This is a genomic window from Kribbella sp. NPDC026596 (assembly GCF_040638415.1).
Classification (GTDB): Bacteria; Actinomycetota; Actinomycetes; order Propionibacteriales; family Kribbellaceae; genus Kribbella.
Map to the genome: position 1 here is coordinate 113,820 of NZ_JBEZYF010000006.1, position 25,122 is coordinate 138,941.

The 25,122-nt window shown below is 68.5% G+C and carries 26 protein-coding genes; 13 read left to right on the forward strand and 13 right to left on the reverse strand.

Annotated elements, in window-relative coordinates; all coding sequences use genetic code 11:
- Window position 1 precedes the first annotated feature (1 nt).
- From AB0E63_RS06940 to AB0E63_RS06950, 3 genes are all read right to left on the reverse strand, one after another.
- The gene (locus AB0E63_RS06940; protein WP_360362598.1) at window positions 2-583 is read right to left on the reverse strand and encodes a hypothetical protein; all 582 of its coding nucleotides are present in this window, start codon (window positions 581-583) and stop codon (window positions 2-4) included.
- Between the two features lie 110 nt (window positions 584-693).
- The gene (locus AB0E63_RS06945; RefSeq protein ID WP_360362601.1) at window positions 694-2,100 is read right to left on the reverse strand and encodes a hypothetical protein; all 1,407 of its coding nucleotides are present in this window, start codon (window positions 2,098-2,100) and stop codon (window positions 694-696) included.
- A gap of 8 nt (window positions 2,101-2,108) precedes the next feature.
- Complete coding sequence (locus AB0E63_RS06950) at window positions 2,109-2,690, reverse strand: hypothetical protein (RefSeq protein ID WP_360362604.1); 582 nt, start codon at window positions 2,688-2,690, stop codon at window positions 2,109-2,111.
- Between the two features lie 178 nt (window positions 2,691-2,868).
- Between AB0E63_RS06950 and AB0E63_RS06955 the strand changes: the two genes are divergently transcribed.
- Genes AB0E63_RS06955 through AB0E63_RS06965 form a run of 3 tightly spaced genes read left to right on the forward strand, consistent with a single transcriptional unit; the run spans window position 2,869 to window position 6,669 of the window.
- Window positions 2,869-4,023 carry a cystathionine gamma-synthase gene (locus AB0E63_RS06955; protein WP_360362606.1) on the forward strand — a complete coding sequence of 385 codons (1,155 nt, stop codon included), beginning with the start codon at window positions 2,869-2,871 and terminating at the stop codon, window positions 4,021-4,023.
- A 3-nt stretch (window positions 4,024-4,026) separates the two neighbouring features.
- Complete coding sequence (locus AB0E63_RS06960) at window positions 4,027-5,397, forward strand: glutamate mutase L (protein WP_360362609.1); 1,371 nt, start codon at window positions 4,027-4,029, stop codon at window positions 5,395-5,397.
- Between the two features lie 30 nt (window positions 5,398-5,427).
- Entirely contained in the window at window positions 5,428-6,669 is a 1,242-nt protein-coding gene (locus tag AB0E63_RS06965) for an AI-2E family transporter (RefSeq protein WP_360362612.1), read from the forward strand.
- Here AB0E63_RS06965 and AB0E63_RS06970 read toward each other — a convergent pair.
- The 7 genes from AB0E63_RS06970 to AB0E63_RS07000 form a co-directional block, all read right to left on the reverse strand.
- Window positions 6,666-7,451: a nucleotidyl transferase AbiEii/AbiGii toxin family protein gene (locus AB0E63_RS06970; protein WP_360362615.1), complete on the reverse strand. Its 786-nt coding sequence runs from the start codon at window positions 7,449-7,451 to the stop codon at window positions 6,666-6,668. The genes AB0E63_RS06965 and AB0E63_RS06970 overlap by 4 nt on opposite strands.
- On the reverse strand, window positions 7,451-7,807 hold the full coding sequence (locus tag AB0E63_RS06975) for a hypothetical protein (RefSeq protein WP_360362618.1): 357 nt from the start codon (window positions 7,805-7,807) through the stop codon (window positions 7,451-7,453). The genes AB0E63_RS06970 and AB0E63_RS06975 overlap by 1 nt, the downstream gene beginning before the upstream one ends.
- Window positions 7,804-8,481 (reverse strand): nucleotidyl transferase AbiEii/AbiGii toxin family protein, encoded by a 678-nt coding sequence (locus AB0E63_RS06980; RefSeq protein ID WP_360362621.1) that lies wholly within the window; start codon window positions 8,479-8,481, stop codon window positions 7,804-7,806. The genes AB0E63_RS06975 and AB0E63_RS06980 overlap by 4 nt, the downstream gene beginning before the upstream one ends.
- A 30-nt stretch (window positions 8,482-8,511) precedes the next feature.
- Window positions 8,512-8,814, reverse strand: a complete 303-nt coding sequence (locus AB0E63_RS06985; RefSeq protein ID WP_360362624.1) for a hypothetical protein — start codon at window positions 8,812-8,814, stop codon at window positions 8,512-8,514.
- Window positions 8,811-9,404 carry a hypothetical protein gene (locus AB0E63_RS06990; RefSeq protein WP_360362627.1) on the reverse strand — a complete coding sequence of 198 codons (594 nt, stop codon included), beginning with the start codon at window positions 9,402-9,404 and terminating at the stop codon, window positions 8,811-8,813. Before AB0E63_RS06990 ends, AB0E63_RS06985 begins: the two co-directional genes overlap by 4 nt.
- A gap of 93 nt (window positions 9,405-9,497) precedes the next feature.
- Window positions 9,498-11,108, reverse strand: a complete 1,611-nt coding sequence (locus tag AB0E63_RS06995) for an MDR family MFS transporter (protein WP_360362630.1) — start codon at window positions 11,106-11,108, stop codon at window positions 9,498-9,500.
- Complete coding sequence (locus tag AB0E63_RS07000) at window positions 11,105-11,710, reverse strand: MarR family transcriptional regulator (RefSeq protein ID WP_360362633.1); 606 nt, start codon at window positions 11,708-11,710, stop codon at window positions 11,105-11,107. The genes AB0E63_RS06995 and AB0E63_RS07000 overlap by 4 nt, the downstream gene beginning before the upstream one ends.
- A 155-nt stretch (window positions 11,711-11,865) precedes the next feature.
- Between AB0E63_RS07000 and AB0E63_RS07005 the strand changes: the two genes are divergently transcribed.
- The 5 genes from AB0E63_RS07005 (at window position 11,866) to AB0E63_RS07025 (ending at window position 16,175) form a co-directional block, all read left to right on the forward strand.
- On the forward strand, window positions 11,866-12,594 hold the full coding sequence (locus AB0E63_RS07005; RefSeq protein WP_360362635.1) for an SDR family oxidoreductase: 729 nt from the start codon (window positions 11,866-11,868) through the stop codon (window positions 12,592-12,594).
- Window positions 12,595-12,684: 90 nt separating this feature from the next.
- Entirely contained in the window at window positions 12,685-13,632 is a 948-nt protein-coding gene (locus tag AB0E63_RS07010) for an ATP-binding cassette domain-containing protein (RefSeq protein ID WP_360362638.1), read from the forward strand.
- Window positions 13,632-14,414: an ABC transporter permease gene (locus tag AB0E63_RS07015; RefSeq protein WP_360362641.1), complete on the forward strand. Its 783-nt coding sequence runs from the start codon at window positions 13,632-13,634 to the stop codon at window positions 14,412-14,414. Before AB0E63_RS07010 ends, AB0E63_RS07015 begins: the two co-directional genes overlap by 1 nt.
- 121 nt (window positions 14,415-14,535) lie before the next feature.
- The gene (locus tag AB0E63_RS07020) at window positions 14,536-15,339 is read left to right on the forward strand and encodes an ABC transporter permease (protein WP_360362643.1); all 804 of its coding nucleotides are present in this window, start codon (window positions 14,536-14,538) and stop codon (window positions 15,337-15,339) included.
- 65 nt (window positions 15,340-15,404) lie between these two features.
- Window positions 15,405-16,175 carry a hypothetical protein gene (locus AB0E63_RS07025; protein ID WP_360362645.1) on the forward strand — a complete coding sequence of 257 codons (771 nt, stop codon included), beginning with the start codon at window positions 15,405-15,407 and terminating at the stop codon, window positions 16,173-16,175.
- A gap of 1 nt (window position 16,176) precedes the next feature.
- On the opposite strand, the gene AB0E63_RS07030 is transcribed toward AB0E63_RS07025, so the two are convergent.
- A complete protein-coding gene (locus AB0E63_RS07030) occupies window positions 16,177-17,412 on the reverse strand; it encodes an aminoglycoside phosphotransferase family protein (RefSeq protein ID WP_360362648.1) in 1,236 nt (411 codons plus the stop codon).
- A 48-nt stretch (window positions 17,413-17,460) separates the two neighbouring features.
- Between AB0E63_RS07030 and ilvA the strand changes: the two genes are divergently transcribed.
- Complete coding sequence (ilvA, locus tag AB0E63_RS07035) at window positions 17,461-18,669, forward strand: threonine ammonia-lyase (RefSeq protein WP_360362651.1); 1,209 nt, start codon at window positions 17,461-17,463, stop codon at window positions 18,667-18,669.
- Here the strand turns inward: ilvA and AB0E63_RS07040 are convergent, their stop codons facing one another.
- Entirely contained in the window at window positions 18,670-19,113 is a 444-nt protein-coding gene (locus AB0E63_RS07040; RefSeq protein WP_360362654.1) for a MarR family transcriptional regulator, read from the reverse strand.
- A gap of 88 nt (window positions 19,114-19,201) precedes the next feature.
- Between AB0E63_RS07040 and AB0E63_RS07045 the strand changes: the two genes are divergently transcribed.
- Together AB0E63_RS07045 and AB0E63_RS07050 are read left to right on the forward strand one after the other, a co-directional pair.
- Complete coding sequence (locus tag AB0E63_RS07045) at window positions 19,202-20,701, forward strand: MFS transporter (RefSeq protein WP_360362657.1); 1,500 nt, start codon at window positions 19,202-19,204, stop codon at window positions 20,699-20,701.
- Between the two features lie 152 nt (window positions 20,702-20,853).
- The gene (locus AB0E63_RS07050; protein WP_360362660.1) at window positions 20,854-21,927 is read left to right on the forward strand and encodes a hypothetical protein; all 1,074 of its coding nucleotides are present in this window, start codon (window positions 20,854-20,856) and stop codon (window positions 21,925-21,927) included.
- On the opposite strand, the gene AB0E63_RS07055 is transcribed toward AB0E63_RS07050, so the two are convergent.
- Window positions 21,909-23,147: an MFS transporter gene (locus AB0E63_RS07055; RefSeq protein ID WP_360362663.1), complete on the reverse strand. Its 1,239-nt coding sequence runs from the start codon at window positions 23,145-23,147 to the stop codon at window positions 21,909-21,911. The genes AB0E63_RS07050 and AB0E63_RS07055 overlap by 19 nt on opposite strands.
- Before the next feature lie 149 nt (window positions 23,148-23,296).
- On the opposite strand from AB0E63_RS07055, the gene AB0E63_RS07060 reads away from it, so the two are divergent.
- Together AB0E63_RS07060 and AB0E63_RS07065 are read left to right on the forward strand one after the other, a co-directional pair.
- Entirely contained in the window at window positions 23,297-24,274 is a 978-nt protein-coding gene (locus AB0E63_RS07060; protein ID WP_360362666.1) for an ATP-binding cassette domain-containing protein, read from the forward strand.
- Window positions 24,271-25,107 carry an ABC transporter permease gene (locus AB0E63_RS07065; RefSeq protein ID WP_360362669.1) on the forward strand — a complete coding sequence of 279 codons (837 nt, stop codon included), beginning with the start codon at window positions 24,271-24,273 and terminating at the stop codon, window positions 25,105-25,107. Before AB0E63_RS07060 ends, AB0E63_RS07065 begins: the two co-directional genes overlap by 4 nt.
- Window positions 25,108-25,122: the final 15 nt, after the last annotated feature.

The window sequence follows — 25,122 nt, forward strand, 5'->3', positions numbered from 1 at the left end:
CCTAGTCGATGAAGACCGCGTAGTTGACGCCCACGGCCCTGGTCAGCGGGTCGCTGGTCGGTTTGTCGCTGAAGAGGTGGATCTCGGCGCCCGGGCGTACCCAGACAGCCAGATGCCGCCGGTCCGCGCCCGCGCCCGGGCCCCACTCGTCGAGGAAGGTCGGGCTGCTTTCGTCACCGACGTAGTCGGGGTCGCCGAAGTGCTTGCGCGCCAGCTCGAGCTGAGCCGGCCAGTGCTCGTCCAGGCCGGCCTCGGCGGCCGGGATATCGCCCGGGCCGATCTCGTACGCCGACCAGCCCGAGTTCCGGCAGTCGGAGAAGGCGAGTCCGTCGAACACGATCATCGTCGTACCGCGTCGGGTGGTGAATCCCCACGACGCGACCGCGGGGTCGATCTGTTCGCCGGCCTCGAGGGGCCACGGCTGCCAGTCGGTGGCGCTGGTCACGCGCTGCACCAGCGCGCGTACCACCGCCGGCCCGGACGCGTCGCTGTCCGGTCCGGCCACCCTGGTCCAGTCCGCTACGTCGGCGAGGTCGGCCATCGCCAGGTCGTCCTCATCGAGCGGCCTGTCCTGCGTCTTCATCCGGGCTTGTTCCTTCCGTCTGTGTCAAGCCTTTCGACCGCAACCGTAGGCCTGGGCCGGGGTCACGCCCGGCCGAGCGGCGATGCGGTCAGGTCGTGGAGTTCGGGAGGTCAGCGTTTGACCCCTGTGTCGCTCTTCCGCTCGGCGCCTTGCCCTGTCGTCCGGTGCTGTCCGCTCCCGTCCGATTCGGCGGCAGTCACCCGGGCTTGCTCGCCGCTGGAGACTCGCGGCGGCGTCATGCCGCCGAGTGCGGCGTGGTGGTTCTGAATGTCCGCCGGAGTCAGCTCTCCCGGGCTCGTCGCTGCTTCGCCCTGTGCGGTGTCCAGCTGACCAGGTCGTTGCCCGTCGGCTTCCTGGTTTGCCGTAGTCGGCAGGGGTTGGACGGGTGCCTCGCCGGCGGCGACGTCGACCCAGTTCGACGCGTTGCTGGGGTCGGGACCCTGCTGGAACGTCTCTTCGGTCTGGATGATCGGGTGGAAGCCGACGTGGTGCTGGTTCTCGGGGTCCTGCTGAGCGACCTCAGACTCCGGCTGCCCACCCTCGGCAACCCGCTCCGGCGCGCCCTCGGCAACCTGCTCCGGCGTGCCTTCGGCAACCTGCTCCGGCGTGCCTTCGGCAACCTGCTCCGGCGTGCCTTCGGCGGGCAGCTGTTGAGCTGCTTCGGGCTGTTGCCTGGGACCGGGTTGTTGCTGCTGGCCCGCTTCCGGCTGCAGCATCTGGGCGACCTGGGCCTGCTGCGCCATCTGGGCTTGGTACATCGCCGCCAGCTGCGCGGTCTCGGCCTGGAGCTGCGCGATCCGGGTCTGGAGCAGCTGGGCCGCCTGCGCCTGGAGTTGGTTGTACTCGGCAAGCAACTGCGTCATCCGGTCCTGCTGCGGCTGCATCGCCTGTTGAGGCACCTGCTGCTGCATCTGCTGCGGCTGAACCATCTGCTGCTGATCCGGCGCCGCCACCTGCTGCGATTGCTGCGGCATCGCACCGTTGCGGCCCTCAGGCAGGAAGGTCTGCTTCATGTGCTCTTGCGAGAACGCCTGCAGATCCGCCGCGGTGAGCGTCGACCGCCCGATCGCTTCGCGAACGGCCGGATCCATCCGTTGCACGTCCCGCGCGGCTTGGATGTACGCCGCCTCGAGCGCCTTCGTGCCCTGCCGGGTATTTCGCCACCGGGAGACGCTGTTGGCCAGCCGCCGGAACGGATTGCTGGTCGGCGCCGCGGACGTCCCGGCTTGCTGCACCCGGGCGGCCGCGGAGCTCTCGAGGCCCTGCGCGGCCTGGCCGTACAGCTCCGGACGCCACCGGCGGCCGATGTTCGTTTCAGCGAGCATCTGCAGGTCGGCCGCGGTCATCTTGGCGCGCCCGATCCGCTCGCGCACGACCGGGTCGATCTGCTTCACGTCGCGGGCGGCCTGGGCGTACGCGGCCTTCAGCGTCTTCGTGCCTCGCCGCGTGGTGCGCCACCGCGAGACCCCGGCGCGCATGCGGCTCATCCGGGAGGGTTCCTGGGAGGGCTCGCTCATCGGGTCTCCTAGTCGATGTACACGGCGTAGTTGACGCCGACGGCAGTCGTCAGCGGATCCTTGCTGGGCTTGGTGCTGTACAGATGAATCTGCGCCCCCGGCCGCAACCAGACCGCGAGGTGCCGCCGGCCGGTCCCCGCGCCGGGCTCCCACTCGTCGGCGAACGTCGGGCTGCGGTCGTCACCGACGTAGTCCGGCTGTCCCCAGTGCTTGGTGGCGAGCGTCAGGTGGTCGGGCCAATGAGCGTCCAGGCCGCTCTCGGCGGCCGCGATGTCGTCCGGACCGATCTCGTACGCCGACCAGCCGCTGTCCGGGCAGTCGGGGAACGCCAGTCCGTCGAACACGATCATCGTCGTACCGCGGGGAGTGGTGAATCCCCACGAGACCATCTCGGCGCCGATGACCTCGCCCTGCTCCAGCGGCCAGGGCTGCCAGCGGGTCTGCGACATCACCCGGTGGACGAGCGCGCGAACGACCTCGGGACCGGACTCGTCGCCGTCCGGGCCGGCGATGACGGTCCAGTCCGGAATCTCGGCGAGGTCCGCCATCGCCAGGTCGTCCTGGTCGAGCGGCCTGTCCTGCGTCTTCATCCGGCGACGTGTCCTTCCGTTTTGCGGTCCGGTGGCAACCACTGAGCGCAACCGTAGGCTGCCGTACGGGTCAGGTGCCAGGGGGTTCGACGCGTCTGTGGACAACTCGGATCCGCCGAATCGTCCCGGCTGCGGACGGCGTGCGTACGCCGATCAGACCAGGCCGTACGCTGGTCCGGTGAACACGGAACACCGCTACGGCTTCGAGACGCTCGCCATCCACGCCGGGAACGAGCCCGACCCCACGACCGGCGCGGTAGTGCCGCCGATCTACGCGACCAGTACCTACAAGCAGGACGGCGTCGGCGGGCTGCGCAACGGCTACGAGTACTCCCGGTCGGCGAACCCGACCCGGACGGCGCTGGAGGAGTGTCTGGCCGCGATCGAGGCGGGCAGCCGCGGGTTCGCGTTCGCCAGCGGCCTGGCCGCCGAGGACACCCTGATCCGCTCGCTGTGCGTGCCCGGTGACCACGTGGTCTTCCCCGACGACGCGTACGGCGGCACGTTCCGCCTGTTCGCCCGCGTGCTGGGCACCTGGGGTGTCGAGATGACGCCCGCCGCGGTGACTCACCCGGCGGCGATCCGGGACGCGATCCGCCCCGGCAAGACCAAGGTGGTCTGGCTGGAGACGCCGACCAACCCGCTGCTGAACGTCGCGGACATCGCGATCGTCGCGCAGATCGCCCACGACGCCGGTGCACTGCTGGTGGTCGACAACACCTTCGCCTCGCCGTACCTGCAGCAGCCGCTGGAGCTCGGTGCGGACGTGGTCGTCCACTCGACGACGAAGTACATGGGCGGTCACTCCGACGTCGTCGGCGGCGCACTGATCGTCCGCGACGCCGAGCTGGCCGACAAGATCGCCTTCCACCAGAACGCGATCGGCGCGGTCGCCGGCCCGTTCGACTCGTGGCTGGTGCTGCGCGGTATCAAGACCCTCGGCGTCCGGATGGACCGGCACAGCGACAACGCGGAGAAGGTCGTCGAGTTCCTGCAGCGGCACAAGTCCGTCAGCAAGGTGCTGTACCCGGGCGTCGACGGCCACCCCGGCCACGAGACCGCCGCCAAGCAGATGAAGCGGTACGGCGGGATCGTGTCGTTCCGGGTCACCGGCGGCGAGCCGCACGCGCTGGACATCTGCAACAAGGCCGAGGTCTTCACGCTGGGCGAGTCGCTCGGCGGCGTGGAGTCGCTGATCGAGCACCCGGGCAAGATGACCCACGCCTCGGTCGCCGGTACGCCGCTCGAGGTCCCGGCCGACCTGATCCGTCTCAGCGTGGGCATCGAGACCGTCGACGACCTGCTGCAGGACCTCGACCGCGCGATGTCCTGATCCGTGGGCCTGCTGGTCGCGGTCGACTTCGGATCGACCTTTACCAAGGCGATCGCGGTGGACTCCGGCTCGGGCGACCTGGTCGCCCGAGCCGAGCACCGCACCACGATCGACACCGACGTGATGGACGGCTGGCACGCCTGCCGGGCAGTGCTGGCCGAAGCTGATCGCGGCGTCGAGAACGCCGAGGTCCTCGCCTGCTCGAGTGCGGGTGGTGGTCTGCGGATAGGTGTCGTGGGCAACGAGGAGCTCGTCACCGCGGAGGCCGGCCGGCGAGTCGCACTGTCCAGCGGTGGCCGGGTCGTTGCCGTGGTCAACGGTGGGCTCACGGCAACCAGTCAGAAGGAGCTTCGCAAGGATCGCCCTGACGTCGTGCTGCTGCTGGGTGGCACTGACGGTGGCAACTCGGCGGTGTTGCTCAAGGCGACCGAGACGCTGGCGAAGTACAGGTGGCGGCGTCCGGTCGTTGTCGCGGGCAACGTCGACGTCCAGGTCGAGGTCGGTGAGATCCTGGCGGCGGGCGGCGTACCGCATGTGCTTGCGGACAACGTCGTACCGGAGATCGGGGTGTTCGCGCCGGACAGTGCGCGGGCCGCGATCCGGGAGATGTTCCTGAAGCACGTGATCGGCGGGAAGCACCTGTCCCGCGATCCGGGCTTCACGCAGATGGTTCGGGCCGCGACACCCGACGTCGTACTGCGCGGTGTCGAGGTGCTGGCCGGGTTGCAGGGTGACGTGGCTGTGGTCGACATCGGTGGCGCGACGACCGACGTGCACTCGGTGATCGAGCTCGACCCCGAGGACGCGAACCTCGGCCGTGAGGTGGTTGCCACGCACCCCGTGACCCGGACCGTCGAAGGCGACCTCGGCATGCGATGGAGCGCCGTACCGGTGGTCGCCGCCGGTGTCGAGGCCGGTCTCGTGGCGGACGACGACACGATCCGTACGGCGGCCGCCCGCCGGCACCGCGATCCGTCGTACCTCCCGGACAGTGCGATCGAGGCGTCGTACGACGAGACGCTGGCGACCGTAGCCGCGACGGTAGCGCTCAGACGGCACGCCGGGCGGCAGCGGATCGTGTTCGGGCCCGGGGGACGGGTGATCGAGCGGTCCGGGAAGGATCTGCGTGAGGTGGATCTGCTGGTCGGATCCGGGGGAGTGCTGCGGCACAACGGGCCGGACGTGGCGGCGCGGATCCTGGGTGCGGTCGGCGCGAACGCACAGGAGGAAGGCTGGCTCGTCCCTGAGCGAGCCGAGGTCTGTGTGGACAAGGACTACGTGCTCGCCGGTGTCGGCCTGCTGGCCGACGAGAACCCGAAGGCCGCCGAGGGGCTGGCTGCGCACATTCATGGAACCGGCGGCTCCGGGCACTAGTCTCAGCACCAGGCGAGACGCGGAGGCGTGATGAGCGAGGCGGGGCGGGAAGAGGACGATAGTCCGGTCGCGGACGACCAGATGCTGGAGGAGTCCAGGGAGAGCGCGCCGGCCGACGATGCCGAGCGTGACGTTGCCGCTACAGCTGAACACAAGGTGGATGCGGCTGACCGAGGACCGTACGACGCCGGGGTGACGCGCGGGATGCACATCGCCAGTGCCTGGGCCTGGCGGTTCCTGGTGATCGTCGGCGCCGTCTTCGTGATCGGCTACGGGATGCGGTACCTGTCCGAGGTGGTCGTTCCGGTCACTGTCGGCGTACTGCTCACCGCACTGCTCGTTCCGGTGACGAACGGTCTCCAACGACTGCGTCTGCCGCGCGGTGCCGCCGCCGGTATCACGGTGATCGCCACTCTCGTCCTGGTCGCCGGTCTGCTCACCTTGGTCGGTACGCAGATCGCGGGTCAGTTCGACAGCCTGTCCACGCAGGTCGGCGAGGGCGTGCAGAAGCTCCGCGAGCTGGGCCGGATCAACTTCGGGCTCACCGATGAGGATGTCACCAACGCCATCAAGAGCCTGCGCGAGCAGATCACGTCCGGCGGCGCGCTCGGTCAGCAGGCGGCGGCGGTCGGTACGACGGCCACCCACGTCGTCGCCGGGCTCTTCATCTCGTTGTTCTGCCTGTTCTTCTTCCTCTACCAGGGCGACCGGATCTGGGCCTGGGTGGTCCGGCTGTTCCCGCGGCGGGCGCGGGACAAGGCGGACTCGTCCGGCCGCAAGGCGTGGGTCTCGCTGACCGCGTTCGTGCGGGCCACCATCATCGTCGCCGCGGTCGACTCGATCGGGATCTCCCTGGGGGCGGCGATTCTCGGCCTGCCTTTGGTGAGTGCGATCGGCATCCTGGTGTTCGTCGGCGCGTTCGTACCCGTCGTCGGTGCGCTGGTCAGCGGCATCGTCGCCGTCCTCGTCGCCTTGGTTGCCAAGGGCCCGATCGTCGCGATCATCATGCTGGGCGTGGTGATCGGCGTGCAGCAGCTGGAAGCCCACGTCCTGCAGCCGTTCCTGCTCGGCCGCGCGGTCAGCGTGCACCCCCTCGCCGTCATCCTCGCGATCGCCACCGGCGTAGTCATCGCCGGCATCGTCGGCGCCCTGGTCGCCGTCCCCACCGCAGCCGTCCTCAACACCATCGTCAACCACCTGGCCGGCAACGACGTAGACCCAGAACCCCCCAGATCCCTGCCCAGACGCCGCCCCCACCCAACCCCCGACTAACTCCCCCGCTCACCCATCCCACGCCCTTGCTCGTACGGCGAACGCCGCTGAGCAGCCTCACCGTTCGAGCTCGCGGACTGGCCCTGCCCAGGCATGGCGTGGCCGGTCTGCAACAGCCTCATGGACTGGTCGATGTCGGGGTTCGCCTCGCGGGTTCGAATTTCGTTCGCCCAGGCGGTCATCCGCGACTTCAGTCCGGCGGTCTCCTCGGGATTGAGCCCGCACTTGGCGTACTCCTCGTCCGGAATGTGCTTCGCGGAGTCCAGCAGTTGCGCGAACATCGGGCGGTCCATCGGACTCGCCTCGCGCGCGTCAGCCAGTTGCATCAGTTGATCGGTGGAGTACCCCGCCTGCAGGGCCGCGTTGGTATCCACGAAGTCCTTGGCCTCGCCGCGCGTGTAGATCGAACCAACCTTCGAACCGACGGCGTCGTCGACGTGCAGCACCGGACCGAGCTCGGTCTCCACCGGCGGCTTGCTGCGGTAGTCCTTGCCGAGGTCGATATCGACCTTGTCGTCTCCGCGCTCGACGTGGATCCGGGCGTGGGCGGGGTACTGCCGCTTGATCGTCGTGCTGTAGCCCTGCTCCTCGAAGGCGGACTGGAGCTGCTCGACCGTCTCGCCGACGTTGTCGTTCATCCGATTCGTGAAGAGATCGATGTCGTCTGACTCGCGGGCGCCGATGCCATGTGCGGAAAGGGCGTTACCTCCGGCCAGTGCGAACCCTCGGTCTCCGAGGGCGGACAACGCGATCTTGGTGGCGCGTTCGTGTTCGGGCTTCATCACCTGGGGCTGGTGCCCGGCGCCGCGTCGGCGAGTTGCGGGAAGGCACTGTTCCACAGCTCGGCGCACCGCCGCGGGAGGCGGAGACGCGACCAGAGCCTGACCAGGACGTCTCGGTTGAGGAACTGGGTCAGCTCGTCGAGGTTCGACGCTTCGCTGATCACCTTGGTGTAGAAGGTGGTCGCGTCTTCGATGTTCGCCAGGTCATACCGGCTGGTCGGTCCCCAGTCGAGGTGGGTCGGCAACTCGATCGTCCCCGTCGCCGGACCGGTGAGGATGTCCAGGGACTCCGGCACGATGTACGGAATCATCGACGCGTACGTGTCTCCGGGCTTGGCCAGTTCCTCGTCACTCATGCGCCCATTCTCCCTGAAGACCGGCCCATCTCGCCGTCCATCAGGTGTTCGGCCCAGGTTCGGGCCGTCTCGCGGATCCGCGCGATCACTTCGGGCGGAGCGCCGTACCGTTGGAAGCCCGAGTCTGGTAGCCGGCCGGCGGCGCGCAGTTGACCGGCGAACATCGGCCGATCCAGTGGAGTCGCCTCTCGCCGGTCAGCGAGTGTCAGGAGCGTGTCGGGGTCGTACCTTCCGCTGTCCAGGACCGTCTGTACGTCGATCAGGTCGCGGGGCTCGAGGCGTGAGAACAGCGCGCCGACCTTGCTGCCGATGGAGTCCAGCTCGGAGAGCACGGGGCCAACGTCCAGTGACACGGGCGGGAACTGGCGGTGGTCGACGCCGAGGTCTGCTTTGGCTTGTGCTCCGTGGTTGTCGGTGACGACGATTCGGGCGAAGGCTGGTGCTTGCCTAACGACCTCGGCCTGCAGACCGTCTTCGCGGTAGGCGGCGAGCAGGCGGTCGACTGCCGATGCGAAGTGGTCGGGGTCCAGGATGTTGGTGAAGAGGTCGATGTCGTCGGACTCGCGGATGCCGAAGCCGTGTGCGCGGAGGGCGTAGCCGCCGGCCAGCACGAAGCCGTCGTCAGCGATTGCACGAAGCCCAACGGTCGCCATCCGAGTCTGCAACGGATCCATGAGCACAGTCTGCCGGGTCGACGAGGTTGGCTAGCGGGTGTGGCCGTCTTTGCCGGGGGTGCGTTGGGTGGTGGGTTGGGTGCGTTCGCCGGCAGTGGCGCCGCCGCGGGTCTGGGTCGGGGTGACCGGGGGCAGGGCTGCGGCTCTGACGGAGTTTGCGAGGTCGCCGGACAAGGCTGGGCGGGCGCTTTGGGCGGCGGCCGCACGGGCGACTGTGGTGAGGGCGTCGGGGGAGACGGTGCTGTTTGGCCCGGTGCCGGGCCGGACGTCGCCGTGTGCCATGGCGTCGCGTTGGGCGGTTCGGAACGCTCGCCTGTCCGCTGCTGTCGTCATGTTCCCTCCTCGTCGAGGTAGACCACGTAGTTGATTCCGACGGAGACCGACAGAGGTTTCCTGGCCGGCTTGTTGCTGTACAGGTGGATCTCCGCACCCGGTGGGGTCCACACCGCCAGGTGACGGCGGTCGGTGCCCGCGCAGGGTGACCACTCATCGACGAAGCCGGGACCGGTGTCGGTTCCGACGTACGCCGGTTGTCCCCAGTGCCGGCGGGCGAGGTCGAACTTCGCCGGCCAGTGCTCGTCCAGGCCGGCCGCCGCCGCGTCGAGGTCCGAAGGCCCGATCGCGAACGCGACCCAGCCACTGAAGGGGCTGTGCGGGAGGATCTGGTCGTCGTACACGGCCAGCTCGGTGTTGCGCCGGGTGAGGAAGCCCCAGCCGTCGAGCTGGTCGTCGATCACCGTCTTGCGGCCGACCGGCCACGGCCGCCACTTGGTCGCGGACTTGACCCGCCGGATCAGCGCGCGGACGGGAACCGGACCTGTCTCGCCGGCATGCGGACCACCGAGCCGGCGCCAATCGCGGACCTCGGCAAGGTCCGCCATCGCACGGTCGTCGTCGTCCAACGGCCGATCCAGTGTCTTCATCCCTGCGAAAGTTAGTGGCCCGCGGGGTCAGACCGACAGCAAAACAGCCGCCCCGGGGAAACTCCCCGGGGCGGCTGTGCAGTCGGATCGCGGTCAGTGCATCGCGGCGGCCGCGGAAGCCTCGACGGACTCCTCGCCGCCCTCCGGCTTGGGGCCGTCGGAGCGACCGGCCAGGCGCTGCTCCGGGGTGATGATCGCCAGGATCAGCGCGATCGCCAGGAACGGGAGCGAGACCAGGAACACGTCGTCCATCGCATCGACGAGCCCGTGCAAGGCGAAGCCCTTCAGCGGCTCCTTCAGCGCATGCAGTGCCTGGACGCTGTTGGCCGCCTTGGCCAGTCCGTCGACCATCGACTGCGTGGCGTTCGGCACGATGTCGGTCAGGTGGGTCTTCAGCCGAGTGGTCAGAACGGCGCCGTAGACCGCGGTGCCGATCGCGCCACCCATCGAGCGGAAGAAGGTCATCGTCGAGGTCGCCGTGCCCATGTGCTGCCGGGGCACGCTGTTCTGCGCGGCGGTGACGGTGATCTGCATCGACAGACCCAGACCGGCGCCCATCACGAACATGTAGATCGCCAGCTGCCAGTACGGCGTGGTCAGGCTCAGCGTGGACAGCAGCACCATCGCGCTGCTGACCAGGACCGCGGAGATGATCGGGAAGTGCTTGTACCGGCCGCTCTTGCTCATCATCTGGCCACTCGGGATCGACGCGGCGAAGATACCGACGATCATCGGCAGCAACGCCAGACCGGAGCGCGTCGGCGACAGGTCCTTGACCGCCTGCAGGTACAGCGGCAGGAAGATCAGTGCGCCGAACATCGCGAACCCGAGCAGGAACGCGTACCCGGCGTACCCGGAGAAGATCCGGCCCTTGAACAGGTCCATCGGGATGATCGGCTCGGCCACCCGCAGCTCGATCAGGACGAAGGCGACGGCCAGTACGACGGAAGCGGCCAGCAGGGCGACCGTGGTGCCGTTGCCCCAGCCGTTGCTCGGGCCGCTCCAGGAGATCGCCAGCAGCAGCGTGGTGACCGCGGCGGCGACCGTCGAGGCGCCCAGGTAGTCGATCTTGTGCGAACGCCTCACGTGCGGGAGCTTGAGCACGGCGGCGACGATGCCCAGGGCAACGAGTCCGATCGGCAGGTTGATCCAGAAGATCCAGCGCCAGCCGGGACCGTCGGTGAGCAGACCGCCGAGCAGCGGGCCGGCCACCGAGGACAGGCCGAAGACGGCACCGAAGTACCCCATGTACTTACCGCGCTCGCGCGGCGGGATCACGTCGCCGATGGTGGCGAAGGCCAACGACATCAGACCGCCGGCGCCCAGACCCTGGACGGCGCGGAAGCCGATCAGCTGCTCGATGTTCTGCGACATCGCGGACAGCACGGAACCGGCGAGGAAGGTGACGATCGCCGCGATGAACAGCGGGCGGCGGCCGTACAGGTCGGAGATCTTGCCCCACAGCGGGGTGGAGGCGGTCGAGGTCAGCAGGTACGCCGTGACCACCCAGGACAGCTTGTCCAGGCTGTTGAACTCGCTGACGATCCGCGGCAGCGCCGTACCGACGATGCTCTGGTCGAGCGCGGCCAGGAACATGCCGGCCATCAGGCCGCCGAGGATGACCAGGATCTGCTTGTGGGACAGGTAGCTCGGACCGCTATCGGGCGCAGCGCCCCCGGCGGTGGCGGGCTCAGTGGTGCTCATCTGGTGCTCTCCAGGTTGTTGTCGGTGTTCTCGCGGGGGGCGGGATCGCTGCCGGCCGCAAAGTCTTCGTCGGTACGGCGCTCTGCCGGCGAGGCGGGACGCAGTCGCGGAGCGACCGCTGCCCAGCCCTTGTCGGCCCAAGCGCTACCGGAGGGGGTGTCGGTGAGGGCGGTGACGCCGTCGGCGAACCGGGTCATCAGTCGCTCGAAGGTCTCCACGTCGTCCTCGGACCAGCCCTCCATCGCCGCGCTGAGGAGCTCCATCCGGCGGCGGGCGCTTTCCTCCCACTGCTCGATGCCCTGCTCGGTCAGCTCGACCCGGAAGGCGCGGCCGTCATCGGGATCGGGGGAGCGGCGGACCAGGCCCAGCTGCTCCAGTGCCCGGATGTGCCGGCTGGCGGTCGAGGCGTCCAGCTCCATCCGCGCGGCCAGGTCGGACAACCGCAGTGCGCCACTGCACCGCAGCACGAACAGCGCCACGTGCGCGCTGTGATCGATCGTGTCGCCGGGCTGCTTGGCCTTCAGCCGGCGGCCGACCCGGGTAAACGCGTGCATGACGCCCTCGATGGGCGTCTGCGGGGTGTACGGGTCGTTTACTTGCATGCTGCAAGCATATACATGCTTGCGTGATACACGCAAATGAGTTTCCAGGGTTCCTGAGTGAGTCGCCACCCATTTACTCTCGGTCGCCAGGCGATCACTGACCGCAGTGGGGGAGAATCGGTCCACGAACATCAGACGGCGAAGGGTTGCGTTCTGTGACGCGGACAGCGGTAGTGACCGGTGGCGGATCCGGGCTGGGGCGGGAGATGGCGCTGGCCCTGGCGGCGGCCGGGTTCGAGGTGACTGTGACCGGCCGGACGGAGGAGACGTTGCGCGAGACCGTGGCCGACGGCGGTGGGCGGGTGCGGCTCGCGGTGCTGGACGTGGCCGACGGGGACGCCGTACGGGCGTTCTTCGATGGGCTCGAGCGGATCGACGTACTGGTCAACAACGCGGGGACCGGGGCGTCGGCCGCACCGGTGGAGAAGGTCTCGGAGGAGGACTGGCGGCGGGTCGTCGACACCAACCTGACCGGCTCGTTCCTGTGCGCGCAGGCCGCGTTCGCGCTGATGCTGCGGCAGGATCCGAAGGGTGGCCGGATCATCAACAACGGGTCGATCTCGGCGCACGTGCCGCGGCCGCAGGGCATCGCCTACACCGCGAGCAAGCACGCGATCAGCGGTCTCACCAAAGGTCTCGAACTGGAGGGCCGGGAGCACGGGATCACCGCGTGCCAGATCGACATCGGCAACGCCGCCACCCCGATGACCGAGCGGATGGGGCAAGGGGTGCTGCAACCCGACGGGTCGATCGCCGTCGAGCCGACGTTCGATCCGCGGATCGTCGCGGACTTCGTGGTCCGGATCGCGCAGTTGCCGACCTCGGTCGCGGTGCCGACGCTGACCGTGATGGCGGCCGGGATGCCGTACGTCGGCCGGGGTTGACCTCCAGCGCTGTTGAGGTTCTACCGTCACGGGATGGAACCGCCCAAAACGACAAGAAAAGTGTCGGGAGATCCGTCTAGGGTCGGGCCCGTGGATGAGCAGCGGGAGTCCTTGGTGCACGTCCGCGGGCTGCGGAAGTCGTACGGCGACTTCGAGGCGGTGCGCGGGATCGACCTGGACGTGTGGAAGGGCGAGGCGTTCGGCTTCCTCGGGCCGAACGGCGCGGGCAAGTCGTCGACGATGCGGATGATCGGCGCGGTCTCGCCGACCAGCGCCGGGACCCTGCGGATCCTCGGCCTGGACCCGGCCACCGACGGCCCGTCGATCCGCGCCCGGCTCGGCGTCTGCCCGCAGGACGACACCCTCGACACCGAGCTGACCGTCCGGGAGAACCTGACGATCTACGGGCGGTACTTCGGTCTCAGCCGGGCCGAGGCCCGTAGCCGATCGGACGAGCTGCTCGAGTTCGTCGCGCTCACCGAGAAGGCGAACGTCAAGGTCGACGAGCTCTCCGGCGGGATGAAGCGGCGGCTGACGATCGCCCGGTCGCTGGTCAGCAAGCCGGACCTGCTGCTGCTCGACGAGCCGACGACCGGCCTCGACCCGCAGGCCCGGCACCTGCTGTGGGACAAGCTGTTCCGGCTCAAGCAGGCCGGCGTGACACTCATCATCACCACGCACTACATGGACGAGGCCGAGCAGTTGTGCGACCGGCTCGTCGTGATGGACGGCGGCCTGATCGCGGCCGAGGGGTCGCCGGCCGACCTGATCCGGGACTACTCGACACGCGAGGTGACCGAGCTGCGGTTCGGTCCGGACGTGATGCTGTCCGACCACGATGCGCTGGAGGACAAGGTGGCCGACCTGGCCCAGCGCATCGAGGTGCTGCCGGATCGCCTGCTGCTCTACACCGATGACGGCGAGCGCGCGGTCGCCGCCGTCCACGAGCGCGGTCTGGAGCCGGCCGCAGTGCTGGTCCGGCGCTCGACGCTGGAGGACGTGTTCCTCCGGCTGACCGGACGGACGCTGGTGGACTGATGGCGCTCGCACTGGAGAACGGGCGTCGCCAGTTCGACTACTGGCTGACCGTCTACAAACGGACCTGGAAGGGCACACTGGTCACCAGCTTCGTGTTGCCCCTGCTCTACCTGGCCTCGATGGGCATCGGGCTCGGCTCGTTCGTGGACAGCAACGGGACCGGTGCGCTCGGTGGCGTGAGCTACCTGCAATACATCGCGCCGGGCCTGCTGGCTTCCACCGCGTTGCAGATCGCTGTCGGCGAGGCGACGTACCCGGTGATGAGCGGGCTGAAGTGGCAGAAGTTCTACCACTCGATGATCGCGACGCCGCTGCGGGCGGCCGATGTCGTCTACGGGCAGTTGGGGTTCATCGCCTTCCGGGTGTTCAGCTCGTGTGCGGTGTTCATGGTGGTGATCACATTGTTCGGCGGGCTGAAGTCGCCGCTCGGGGTGCTCGGACTGCCGGTCGCGCTGCTCGTCGGGATGGCGGCTGCCGGTCCGGTCGCGGCGTACGCGAGCACGCTGGAGAACGACGCGGGCTTCGCGATGATCTTCCGGTTCGGCGTGGTCCCGGCGTTCCTGTTCTCCGGCGCGTTCTTTCCCGTCTCGCAGTTGCCCAACTGGATCGAGTGGCTGGCCTACGTCAGCCCGCTGTGGCACGGGGTCGAGCTGGCTCGCGCGCTGAGCCTGGGCACGGTCAACCCATGGCTGGCTCTCGTCAACATCGTCTACCTGCTGGCCTGGTTCGTAGGCGGCACCTGGCTAGCCGTCCGCGGCTTCTCGAAGAGGTTGATCGGCTGATGGCTGTATTGATGGCCGGGCCTCCGGCGCCGGCGCGGTCATGGGGCCTTGGCTCCCGGCCTTCCCTCGTCGCTCCAGTCGCTTCGCTCCCTCCGCTCCTCAGTCCAGGCCGGGAGGCCCCATGACCACGATCGCAGCCCGGGTTGTCCCGGTTCCGGTTCGCCTTGGCGGCGGGCGGCATATCGTCGAGCGGAACTTCCTGTTGTACCGGCGGTCGTGGGTCGTGTTCCTGTCCGGCTTCGTCGAGCCGGTCTTCTACCTGCTCTCGATCGGCATCGGGGTCGCGCACTTGGTCGGCGACTTCACGCTGTCCGACGGCACCACGATCGCGTACGCCGCGTTCGTCGCGCCGGCGATGCTGGCGAGTTCGGCGATGAACGGTGCGATCTTCGACTCGACGTACAACATCTTCTTCCGGATGAAGTACGCCAAGCTCTACGACTCGATGCTGGCCACGCCACTGCGGCCGTGGGACATCGCCACCGGCGAGGTGACCTGGGCGCTGCTGCGGGGTGCCTGCTACGCGGCGATGTTCGTCGTGGTGATGCTGATCATGGGTCTGGTGTCGTCGTGGTGGGCGCTGCTCGCGCTGCCGGCCGCGGTGCTGATCGGGTTCGCGTTCGCGGGTGCGGGGATGGCGCTGACCACGTTCATGCGCAGCTGGCAGGACTTCGAGTTCGTGCAGCTGGCGATCATCCCGATGTTCCTGTTCTCGGCCACCTTCTACCCGGTCGAGACCTACCCGGCCGCGATCCGCTGGCTCGTCGAGATCACCCCGCTCTACCAAGGCGTAGTCCTCGAGCGTGCCTTCACCACCGGCACCGTCAGCTGGTCGCTCCTGATCAACGCCATCTACCTCGCCGCCATGGGCACCATCGGCATGTACGTCGCCTCCCGCCGCCTCGGCAAGCTGCTGTTGAAGTAGTCACTGAGTGCGATCTGGTGGAACCGGAGGGTTTACGGGGCCGTCGGAAAGGCATGATCCGGCGGGTGAGGAATCCGATCGGGGCGTTGCGGCGCAGTCAGCAGGTGCGGGCCGAGCTGAAAGCTCCCCGGGAGCGGCTGCCAGGTGGGCGGCGGCGCTGGATCCGGTCGTCGATGGACTGGCTGATCGCCGAGTTCGGGCGGGAGGTCCTGCTCCGGCCGATCGTGCTGCCGGCCGACCTGATCCCGGCCGGGTACGACGGCAGCATCGCGGCCGCGGAGCAGTTGTGCGAGCGCGTCGCCGAGCGGATGGGTCTCGAGCCGGGGCAGTGCGGACTCAGCTTCGAGTTGGTGGGCGAAGGCATCCGCAGGCCGGCGTATCGCAAGTCGGCCCTGAAGGCGTCGGTCGTGAAGGAGCCATCGGGCCGGTGGATCCGTGGTGCCGACGGCAACCAGATCCACCTCGCGCCCACGCTCGCCGCCGACCCGGTGGCCTTAATCGCGATCTACGCCCACGAGGTTGGGCACGAGCTGCTGCTCGGCAGCGGCCGCATCTCGTTGGCGCGCCGACCCGACCACGAGCCGTTGACCGACCTGCTGACCGTCTTCTACGGACTCGGGATCTTCACCGCCAACGCGGCGTACGAGCGTCGCCCGCGACCGAACGGCCGTGGCAAGCAGCCGCTGGCGCGCGGGTACCTGCGCGAGGCGGCCCTGGCCGATGCGCTCGCCCACTACGCCCTCCTGCGTGGCGAACGCCGCCCGGACTGGGATCGCTTTCTCGACGCACCGGTCCGCCGCGGAATGCGGAACCATTCGGCCGTCCTGCACCGCTGAGCTACTGCTTGAGGAGCTGCCGCAGCCACCACACGGCGCCGCGGAACATGGACTCGCGGCTCGGCCCGGACAGGTGGTCCGGCAGGTGCAGCGAGGTCATCGTCTGATGGAGTGCACCGAGTTCGTTGGCCAACTCGAGAGCCCGGCGCAGGTCGGCCGGCGACGCGAACTCCTCCCACTCGGCCAGATAGGCGTCCGTCAACCGCTTGTCCTGCGAGATCGGTGAGCGCTCCTCGGCGAAGGTCACCAGGTCCAGGAACGGGTGGGACACCGACCCGTCGGTCCAGTCGAACGACAGCGCCCGGCCGTCGCGGACGGCGACGTTCCGCGGGTGCAGGTCACCGTGCAGCAGGGTCTCCGGTACGCCGATCGCCGCCAGCTCGGTGATTGCCTCGCGCAACTGTTCGGCCCGGCGCGGCAGCAGCGCGCGCTCGGCGGGCTCGAGCCGATCGGTCGCTGGGTTCGGCCCGAGGAGGCGGTCGAGCTCGGCCTCCAGAACCGCGAGCCGACGGTCGACACAGCTGAACTCGAACAGTCGATCCATCTGATCCACATAGCTGCGCTGCAACCTGGCGTGCCCCTGCAGTGCGTCGATCCACACCGCGATGTCGGCCTCGCCGGCCAACGGCGGTCCCAGGTCGGGGAGAAGCATCCAGGCCCGCTTCTCGTCGATCGCCAGGGGCTCCGGCACCGACCCGGGCCGATCCTCCGACAGCTTGTGCAGCAGCAAAGGCTCATGGGCGAACAACAATGGCAGTGCGTCCGGTCCAGCCGGCCGGATCGTGCTGGAGTGTGCAAGCGCCTTGAAGTAGACGTCCCCGTTGATGCGCAGTACGTTCGACAACCCCCACGAGCGCACCTGTGTCCACGAGCCCGCAACGTGCTCGGCGATCCAGGGCAGGGCTTCGTCGTACCAGTCCGGCATCGTCCACGCCGGGGTGACGGGGGAGTCCGCCGGCAGGGCGAGGTGTTGCCGTGCGGCGACGACCGCCGGGTCGTCGACGTCGTGCACCCAGCGAGCGTCGTCCGGTACTGCGCCGGTCGAGACCATCAGGTAGGTCATCGGCTCTTCGCTGAGGCAGGTCAGCACAGCGGCCTCGATACCGGCCAGGGCGTTCAGCACCGGCTCGACGTCCGGGAACCAGACCTTCTCGGTGAACTCCACCCGCGGCAGACCCGACGGCAGCATCAGGACAGCCTGGTCGGAAGCCCGCACCACGACGGCTGTGATCTCCATGAGCTGCAGCGTATGTGGCCGGTGCAACGGCTTTTCCTGCGTAGGGTGATGAGCGTGATCGATGCCAAGGACATCGCGCGGGCGGCGGACCTGCTGCATGACGTGGTCGCGCCGACGCCGCTGGAGTACTCGCGGTGGCTGAGTGAACTCGTCGGCGGAGACGTGTTCCTGAAGTGCGAGAACCTGCAGCGGACCGGGTCGTTCAAGCTGCGTGGTGCGTACGTGCGGATGGCTCGGCTGACCAAGGCCGAACGCAGGCGCGGCGTGGTCGCGGCCAGTGCCGGCAACCACGCCCAAGGCGTCGCGCTGGCGGCGCAGCTGCTCGGGATCAAGTCGACCGTGTTCATGCCGCACGGCGCCCCGATCCCGAAGGAGAAGGCGACCCGCGCGTACGGCGCCGAGATCCGTTTCGTCGGCACGTCGATCGACGAGTGCCTACGGGCGGCCCGGGAGTTCGAGGCCGAGACCGGGGCGGTGCTGATCCACCCGTTCGACCATCCCGACATCGTGGCCGGTCAGGCGACCACCGGGCTCGAGATCGTCGAGCAGTGCCCGCAGGTGCGGACGGTCGTCGTACCGACCGGTGGCGGTGGACTCGTCGCCGGGATCGCGTCCGCGATGCAGCGTGACGGGGTGCCGATCGAGGTTATCGGCGTACAGGCCGCGGGTGCGGCGGCGTATCCGGCCTCGCTGGAAGCCGGCGAGCCGGTGCAGCTCGACCACATGGCGACGATGGCGGACGGGATCGCGGTCGGGCTGCCGGGCAAGGTGCCCTTCGAGACGGTCCAGCGGTACGTCGGGGAGATGCGCACGGTCGGCGAGGATTCGTTGTCCAAGGCCCTCTTGATGGTACTCGAGCGCGCGAAGCTCGTGGTCGAGCCGGCCGGTGCGGCTGCGGTGGCCGCCCTACTCGACGAGCCGACGCGGTTCAAGCCGCCGGTCGTGGTGGTGCTGTCCGGTGGCAACATCGACCCGCTGCTACTGATGCGGGTCATCCGGCACGGCATGGCGGCAGCCGGCCGCTACCTGTCCTTGCGGGTGCGGATCCCGGACACGCCGGGCGGTTTGGCCAGGCTGCTCACCCAGCTCGCGGACCTGGACGTCAACATCATCGAGGTGCTGCACGAACGCATCTCGGAGACGCTGCACCTGGATGAGGTCGAGGTCGCCTTGCAGCTCGAACTGCGCGGCGAGGATCACCGTGGGCGGGTGCTGAGCACGCTGACGAGCAACGACTACACCTACACGCTCAACTGATCAGTCGAGCGGTGCGCAGCTCTTCACCAGCGGGGCGTGCAGCCGCTCGGCAAGGACCTGGCGCTGGGTGGGCTTGGCCTCGGTCTGGCGCCGCAGGCCGTCCTCGGTCAGCCGGACGTTGACTGCGCGACGGTCTTCCGGGCACATGTGGCGTTCGACCAGGCCGGCCACCTCGAGGCGGCCGATCACGCGGGACAGGGCGCTCTGGCTCAGGTGCACGGACTTGGCGATCGTCGCGACCTTCGCGGACTGCTCGGGGAGCTCGGCGAGACGCTCGAGCACCTCGTACTCACTCATGCCGAGCGAGTGACCGGTCTGTAGGGCCCGGTCGAGGGCGCAGGTCAGGTCGGCATGGCGGGCGAGCAGCTCGCGCCATTCCCTGACATCAGCACTGACATCGGCGCTGGTCTCACCAGTCCCAACGCTGACCTTCGTAGCGGCCATGCGGGCAACGTTATCATGCATGCGCAATCAATGCAAGCGCATTTAATGCCTAGACATTAGATGCATGTGCATGGAATAGTCTCCCCTTGTGACACAGACAACGCACACCACATCACCGGCTCGCATGACCTGGGACGCGCGCCTCTGGGGCGCCCTCCTGGTGGTCTGCGGCGTGATCTTCCTCGACGGCCTGGACGTCTCCATGGTCGGCATGTCCCTGCCGTCCATCGGCTCTGACCTGAACGTCTCGCTCTCCTCCCTGCAGTGGGTCGTGACCGGCTACGTGCTCGGGTACGGCGGCCTGCTGTTGCTCGGCGGCCGGACCGCCGACCTGCTCGGCCGCCGCCGCGTCTTCCTGATCGCGCTGGCCGTGTTCGCCGCGGTCTCGATGCTGAGCTCGCTGGCCACCAATCCCGAACTGCTCATCGCCGCGCGGTTCGTCAAAGGCGTCGCCGCCGCGTTCACCGCGCCGGCCGCGCTCTCCATCATCACCACGACCTTCCACGAGGGCCCGGATCGCAACCGCGCCCTCAGCATCTTCACCACCTGCGCCGCCAGCGGCTTCTCGATGGGCCTGATCCTGGGCGGCGCGCTGACCGAGGTCGGCTGGCGCTGGACCTTCCTGATGCCCGGCCCGGTCGCTCTGATCGTGCTCCTGTTCGCGATCAAGCTGATCCCGAACAGCCCGCGGGACGAGGTCGCCGGCGGGTACGACGTACCCGGTGCGATCACCGTCACCGGCGGCATGCTGTCCCTGGTCTACGCCGTCGTCGGCGCCGAGCACGCCGGCTGGGTGTCGGTGCAGACCTTCGGGATGTTCGCCCTCGCGATCGTCCTGCTGGGCGGCTTCGTCGCGATCGAGTTGCGGTCCAAGCACCCGCTGGTCCGGCTCGGCATCCTGCGCAACGCCTCGCTCCGACGGGCGAACCTGGCCATCCTGACCGTGTTCGGTGCGTACGTCGCCTTCCAGCTGATCGGCACCTTGTATATGCAGAACCTGCTCGGCTGGTCGTCGTTCGAGACCGCGCTGGCGTTCCTGCCGGCCGGCCTGCTGGTCGCCACCCTGTCGCCGAACGCGGGCAAGCTGGCCGACCGGTTCGGGACCGAGACGATGATCATCACCTCGATGGCGCTGTTCGTCGCCGGATACGCCCTGTCGCTGCGGATCGGCCCGGAGGCGGCGTACTTCTCGACCGTCTTCCCGACGATCATGCTGCTCGGGCTCGGTTTCGCGATCGGGTTCCCGGCGCTGAACATCCAGGCGGTGTCGGGGGTCCCGGACCACGAGCAGGGGCTCGCGTCCGGACTGTTCAACACCTCCAACCAGGTCGGTGGCGCGGTGGTCCTCGCGATCGTGACCGCGGTGATCAGCAGCCAGTCGGCTGGTGTGACCACGCCGGCCGGGATGCTGTCGGCGTACAAGCCGGGGCTGGGTGTGGTGACCGGGATCGCGGCGCTCGGTCTGGTGATCGCACTCACCGGTCTGCGCGGTCTGAAGGCTCGCCGGGCCGCCGAGGACGCGGAGACCGCTGAGCTGGCCGCCGTACAGAAGGAACTGGCCGAGGAGGAGATGACCCCGGCCGCCTGACAACAACAACCAGCTCTTCCCGGAGCTGTGCGGTTGATAGAGACGCAGTTGCGGGTCCCGGGCTACTCCCCGGGGCCCGCACTGCTGCGTTCGGTGAGGTTTCGGGGCGATCCCGGATTGGTTTCGACCCGGCCGGGTGCTGGACTGGGGGCATGAGCAACCAGAGCTACGACCAGCGGGTCAAGGACATCCTCGACCGGGTCGCCAAGGGCCACCTTTCCCCGGAAGAAGCCACGACTCTGATCGCAGCCATCCAGCCGGCCGCCTCCGCGGCGTCCCCCGGTACGACGGATGCCGACGGACCGGTCGCTCAAGAGCCGGTTGCCGACGGCAAGCCGTCCGAGGGCAAGCCGCCGTGGCCGTGGCCGACGGGCGACGAAGTCCCGTCCACCTCCGTGTGGGCCGACGTGGTCGACTCGCCGGACGCAACTGATCAGCCCGAGGCCCGGCACGCTGCCGAACCCGCCGCGAACGGCGTTCAGGACAGTGTGGTCGACGAGGCGCCCGCTGAGACCGAGCAGACCTCGGAGCAGACCTTGGAGGAGGCTTCGGAGGAAGCTGAAGAGGTCGAGGAGGAGCACAGCAACGTGCCGATGCCGGCGGGAGTGCGGCGGGTGACGGTACGGGCGATCGGACGGCGGGTACGCCTGATCGGCGAGCCGGCGATCAACGGGGTCGCCGTGGACGGGCCGCATGTGATCAAGCGCGACGGCGACACCCTCGCGATCAGCAGTGAAGGCGACATGGGTGTCTCGATCGACGGGTTCAGCATGCTCCGCAACCCGACCAACCTGAAGTCGCACGTGAACGGCCTCGCCAGGGAGCTGTCCATCCGGGTCAACCCGAGCCTCCAGGTCGAGGTCGAGGTGACCGGCGGCAGTGTCTCGGCCGAGCGGCTGCCCGGGCTGAGCCGGGTCCGCGTCACCGCCGGTACGGCGAAGGTCACGGACGTGGACGGTCCGATCGACCTGCTCGTCCAGGCGGGTTCGGCCAACCTGGACGCCCAGATCACCAAGGGTCGCTCCCGCGTGCGGGTCGAGTCCGGCACGGCCAACGTGGCTCTACGCCGCGGCTCCGACGTTCGCGTGCACACCGAGGCCCAGCTCGGCCGCGTCACCTGGACCGGCGCGGTCTCCGGCCAGTCCAAGGACGTGGAGATCGGCCGCGGTCGCGCCGCCCTCGACGTCGAGGTCCTGGTCGGCACGGCTCAGATCGCCTCCGACTGATGTAGGGCCTGGACGCTGCGCAGGGTGCGGAACGGTGAGAAATAGAGGAAGGCTGTGCCTGCGAGGGTCGCCAGACCGGCGACCCACAAGGTCGCGTGCAGTCCGAACGCCGTACCGAGCGCACCGCCCAGGAGGCTGCCGAGGGGAGCGGCTCCCCAGCTCACGAAGCTCATGGTGGCGCTGACGCGTCCCTGTAGCTCCGCTGGGCACAGGCGCTGCCGCAGGCTCACTTGCACGATGTAGCTGACGATGATGCAGAATCCGGCGAGCAACATCGAGACGACGTACCAGCTCACCAGCCAGCCCGGTGCGGTCAGCGCCTGCAGGGTGAACGCGACGCCGATGCCCGTAGCTGACAGTAGTAGCGTGCGGGCGTCGCCGTACCTGTTGCTGATCTTCTCTGTGACCACCGACGCGACTATGGCTCCGCCGAGGCCGATCATGCTCAGTACGCCGATGGTGCCCGGCTGCAGGTGCACCTCGCGGACCAGATAAACGATCATGATCGCGCCGGCGGCCGCCTGGAACAGCATGGTCGTCGCAGTGTTCAGTGCGATCGGCCGCAGCAGTGGGTGCGTGAACACGTAGCGCATGCCGTCCGCGATCTCCCGGCGCAGGTTTGGCCGCTCTGGCTTCGCTGGCTGCGCTTCCAGCGTACGGATCGAGCGAAGCCACAGTGCGGACCATAGGAAGCTCAGAGCATCCAGTCCGATCGTCACAGCCGCACCGAGGAACTGGACGAGTACGCCGCCCGCACCGGCGCCGATCACCGCGCCGATGGAGTGGTTGGCGGCCAGCTTCGCGTTACCAGGCAACAGCTGGTCCGGCTCGAGTAGCCGGGGCGGATACGAGCTGTGTGCCACGTCGAACAGCACGGTGAGGATCCCGGTCAGCGCCAGTACGACGTACAGCTGCGTGAGACTCAGTACGCCGAACCACGCGGCCACTGGGATGGATGCGAAGAGGACTGCCCGGCCCAGGTCGGCGTACACGAGCACTGGGAGACATCGGACCCGGTCGACCCACGCACCGGCAAACAGACCGAGCAGCAGCCAGGCCGCCGTCTCGCATGTCCGGAGTAGCGACACCTGCAGGGTCGACGCGTCCAGCGTGAGTACGGCGAGCAGGGGGATCGCGATCATGCTCAAGCGCGAGCCGAGCTGGCTGAGCAGGTCTGCGATCCACAGACGGCGGAAATCCGGGTGGCGGAGGATGCTCATGCCGCGACCGTAAGCGCTGAGTTGAGCGGTGTCGACTCAACTGTCAACAAAGTTGAGTCGACCCGACTCAATTTAATTCCCGGATGAAATTGTCGGACCCCTCGGGCAGGATAGTGGCCTGCGTCACATCCAGAAGGGGGACGTGCGGAATGGCTGCTGTCGAGGCGACCGGCCTCGTGAAGACGTTCAAGACCAGGAAGAACACGGTCAAAGCACTCGATGGGATCGATCTGGAGATCCCGGAGGGGAGTGTGCTCGGCCTGCTCGGGCCGAACGGCGCCGGGAAGACCACGGCGGTCCGGGTGCTGACGACTCTGATGAAACCGGACGCGGGCTCGGCCCGGGTGCTCGGCCACGACGTGGTGAAGGACGCCGACGCGGTCCGCTCGCTGGTCGGCCTGTCCGGTCAGTACGCCGCGGTCGACGAGCTGCTCACCGCCCGGGAGAACCTATGGATGTTCGGCCGGCTGTACCGGCTGAGCAGTCAGCAGGCGAAACAACGGGCCGAAGAGCTGCTGGCGACGTTCGATCTGACCCACGCCGCCGACCGGATCCTGAAGACCTACTCGGGCGGCATGCGCCGGCGTCTCGACCTGGCCGGTTCGCTGATCGCCCACCCGCGGGTGCTGTTCCTCGACGAGCCGACGACGGGTCTCGATCCGCGCTCGCGCCTCGATCTGTGGAAGATCATCCGCGACCGGGTCAGTGAAGGCGTGACCATCCTGCTGACGACGCAGTACCTGGAGGAGGCCGACGAGCTCGCCGACAGCATCGTCGTGGTCGACCACGGCACGGTGATCGCCCGCGGTACGGCGGACGAGCTCAAGGCGAAGGTCGGTGGTGAGCGGATCGAGGTCATCGTCCACGACTCGGACGAGACGCACCGCGCGCTGGAGCTGCTCACGGACGCGCTCGGCATCGCCGACCCGGACACCACCACCCTCGAGGAGCACAGTCGCCGGATCACCGTGCCGGCGCCGGGCGGCTCGAGTGCGCTGGTCGACGTGATCCGGACCTTGGACACCGCCGGGATCAAGATCGCCGATGTCGGACTGCGGCGACCGACGCTGGATGACGTGTTCCTCACCCTCACCGGGCATGAGGCCGAGCAGAAGGAGTCGTTGTGAGTATCGAGCTGCCGGCCCGGGTGAACCCGTTGGGCCGGGCGCTGACCGATGCGGGAGTGCTGGCTTGGCGGAGTCTGAAGCGGATCCCGCGGACGCCGGACATGGTGATCTACGCGACCATCCAGCCGATCATGTTCGTGCTGTTGTTCGCGTACGTCTTCGGCAACGCGATCCCGATCCCGGGCTTTCCGGGGCCGCGGGCGTACCGGGAGTTCCTGATGGCCGGGATCTTCGCCCAGACGATGGCGTTCGCGGTCGCGTCGTCGAGCGTCGGGCTGGCCGACGACATGTCGAAGGGACTCATCGACCGGTTCCGATCGTTGCCGATGGCAAGGTCGGGGGTGATCGCCGGCCGGGTCGTCGGTGACCTCGTGTTCAACGCGTTCGTGATGGTGGTCATGGTGCTCTGCGGCCTGCTCGTGGGGTGGCGGTGGCACAACGGCTTCGGCCAGGCGCTGGCGGCGTTCGGGATCCTGCTGCTGTTCGCCTTCTCGATGTTGTGGGTCGGCGCGCTGATCGGCCTGTCGGTCGGCGGCCCCGAGGTCGCCGCGTCGGCCGGGCTGATCTGGCTGTTCCCGTTGACCTTCCTCTCGAACGCGTTCGTCCCGACGACGCAGCTGCCCAGCGGCTTGCAACCGATCGCCGTGTGGAACCCGATCTCATCGATCGTCGCTGCCTGCCGTCATCTCTTCGGCAATCCGTCCCCGTTCCCCAACCCGGACAGCTTCCCCGCCCAGCACCCCGTCTGGCTCTCGCTGATCTGGTGCTCCGTGATCATCGCCGTCTTCGCGCCGCTGGCCGTCCGCAAGTACCGGAGCGCCACTGGGCATTGACAAGACTTATACGGC